Consider the following 2,852-nt stretch of genomic DNA (forward strand, 5'->3'; position numbering starts at 1 on the left):
AGCGGCACGCTCGTCGCATGCGGCGCGCGGAGCGTGATGCCTTGGGCCGCGACCAGGAGCTCGATGCCGAGGATGGCGGCAAGATTGTCGGCCATGTCGGACAGGCGCCGCGCGGCGTGCGCCGCCATCGAGACGTGATCTTCCTGGTTGGCGCTGGTCGGCGTCGAGTCGATCGAACAGGCAGCTGCGCGCTGCTTGTTCTCGGCATAGAGCGCCGCCGCCGTCACCTCGGCGATCATGAAGCCGGAATTGATGCCGGGATCAGGCGTGAGGAACGGCGGCAGGCCGAAATTGAGCGCGGGATCGACCAACGTCGCAATGCGCCGCTCGCTGATCGCGCCGATTTCCGATAGCGCGAGCGCGATGGCGTCTGCGGCGAACGCCACCGGCTCGGCGTGGAAATTACCTCCGGAGACGATCTCGCTGCTCTCGACCAGCACCAGCGGATTGTCAGTGACCGCGTTGGCCTCGACGATCAGCGTGCGCGCGGCCTGCGTGATCAGATCGAGCGCCGCGCCCGCGACCTGCGGCTGGCAGCGCAGGCAATAGGGATCCTGCACGCGTTCGTCGCCGTCGAGATGCGACAGGCGGATGTCGCTGCCGTCGAGCAACGCCATCAAGGTTGCCGCAGCCGCGATCTGTCCGGAATGGCCGCGCAACGCCTGGATTTCGGGACGGAACGGCGCCGTCGAGGCCATCGCCGCATCCACCGACAACGCGCCGGTGACGAGCGCGGCGCGAGCCAGGTGAAACGCGCGCAGCACGCCTGATATGGCGTAGGCGGTTGAGAACTGTGTCCCGTTGATCAGCGCGAGGCCTTCCTTGGGGCCGAGCGTCAGCGGCGAGAGGCCTGCAGCGGCAAGCGCCTCGCTCCCGGACACGTTCTTGCCATCGACGATCGCCTGTCCTTCGCCGATCATCACCGCCGTCATGTGCGCCAGCGGCGCAAGATCGCCGGAGGCACCGACCGAGCCCTGTTGAGGCACCAGCGGATAGACGCCCTGCGCCAGCATGCCCTGCAATTGCTCGATCACCTCGCGGCGCACGCCGGAGGCACCGCGCCCAAGCGAGACGATCTTCAGCGCCATCATCAGGCGAACGATCGGCTCGGGTGTTGCGGGGCCGACGCCGCAGCAATGCGAGACGATGAGATTGCGCTGGAGCAGCGCGGTCTGGTCCGGCGGAATGCGCTTCGACGCCAGCTTCCCGAAGCCCGTGTTGATCCCATAGACGGGAGCGTCAGCCCGCGCCGCCTTCGCGACGATCTCGGCAGCCGCCTCGACACGCGGCCAGAACGATGGATCGAGCACGACGGCTTGTCCTGCGAGCACGCGCGCGAGATCGTCGAGGCTGACCGTTCCCGGCTTGACGACGATCGCTGCGCCCTGCTCCGTCACTGCCCCCTCCACACCCGCCGCTGCAGCGGATTAAAGCCGATGCGGTAGACCAGTTCAGCGGGCCGCTCGATGTCCCAGACCGCGAGATCGCACCATTTGCCGGCCTCCAGCGTGCCGGTTTCATCGAGCACACCGAGCGCCCGGGCGCCTTCACGGGTGACGCCGGCAAGGCACTCGGCCACATTCATCCGGAACAGCGTCGCCCCCATGTTCATCGCGAGCAGCAGCGAGGTCAGCGGCGAGCTGCCGGGATTGCAATCGGTCGCAAGTGCCATATGGACATCGTGCCTGCGAAACGTCTCGATCGGCGGCTTCTGCGTCTCGCGGATGAAGTAGAACGCACCGGGCAATAGCACGGCCACGGTGCCGGCCCTCGCCATCGCGGCGGCGCCGGCTTCGTCGGTATGCTCGAGATGATCGGCCGACAGCGCCGAGAATTTTGCCGCAAGCGCGGCGCCGCCGAGGTTCGACAGCTGGTCAGCGTGGAGCTTGACCGGCAGCCCAAGCCCTCTCGCGGTCTCGAAAACCCTTGCGGTCTGCTCGGCCGAGAACGCGATCCCCTCCATGAAGGCATCGACGGCATCGGCAAGGCCGGCCTTCGCGACGGCCGGCAGCATCTCGTTGCAGACGAGATCGATGTAGCGATCCTTGTCGCCATCGGCTTCCACCGGCAACGCATGTGCGCCGAGGAAGGAGGTGCGGATCGCCACCGGCCGCTGACGGCCGAGGCTGCGCGCCGCCGCGAGCTGCCGCATCTCGGTCACGGTGTCGAGGCCATAGCCGGATTTGATCTCGACCGTGGTTGCACCCTCACCGATCAGCGCATCGAGCCGCGGCAGCGCGCTTGCGACGAGATCTGCTTCGCTCGCCTTGCGTGTCGCCGCCACCGTGGAGACGATGCCGCCGCCGGCGCGCGCGATTTCCTCGTAGCTCGCACCTTTCAGGCGCAGCTCGAACTCATGCGCGCGATTGCCGCCATACACGAGGTGGGTATGGCAATCGACGAGGCCGGGTGTGATCCAGCGTCCCTCGCAGTCGATCCGCTCGATCGCGCCCGCATCCGCCGGGAAATCTGCTTCTGCTCCGGCGTAGATGATACGGCCGCCGCGCGCAGCGATCACGCCATGCTCGATCTCGCCGAGACCGAGACGATCCGCCCGCATCGTGGCGAGCCGGGCATCGTGCCAGATCCGGTCGAAGCGCTCTGCCATGCAATGGTCCCTTCGTGGGATGCTTGACTTATATGTCTAGACATATAATCGTAAGCCGGTTCTGTCCAGCCGGCGTGTAAATCATGACCCGACTGCATTTCGCCTCCGCGCTCCTGCCCTCGGGCTGGGCCAATGACGTGCAGGTGGTTGTCACCGCAGGCGCGATCGCGGAGGTGACGCCGGGCGTGGCACCGGCTGCCGGCGACGAGCGCCATGCCGTCGCGCTTCCGGGACTGGCGAGCCT

2 protein-coding genes and 1 pseudogene are annotated in these 2,852 nt (G+C 67.1%); 1 reads left to right on the forward strand and 2 read right to left on the reverse strand.

What is annotated here, in order from left to right:
• A partial coding sequence (gene hutH, locus MOV75_RS33185) for a histidine ammonia-lyase (protein WP_247007441.1) occupies nucleotides 1–1,397 on the reverse strand: 1,397 nt, incomplete at its 3' end.
• Nucleotides 1,394–2,608 carry an imidazolonepropionase gene (gene hutI / locus MOV75_RS33190; RefSeq protein WP_246931721.1) on the reverse strand — a complete coding sequence of 405 codons (1,215 nt, stop codon included), beginning with the start codon at nucleotides 2,606–2,608 and terminating at the stop codon, nucleotides 1,394–1,396. The genes hutH and hutI, both read right to left, overlap by 4 nt.
• An 83-nt stretch (nucleotides 2,609–2,691) precedes the next feature.
• On the opposite strand from hutI, the pseudogene MOV75_RS33195 reads away from it, so the two are divergent.
• Nucleotides 2,692–2,852: pseudogene (locus tag MOV75_RS33195) on the forward strand (formimidoylglutamate deiminase); the annotation flags it as partial.

It is taken from the genome of Bradyrhizobium sp. PRIMUS42 (assembly GCF_023006515.1).
Taxonomy (GTDB): domain Bacteria; phylum Pseudomonadota; class Alphaproteobacteria; order Rhizobiales; family Xanthobacteraceae; genus Bradyrhizobium.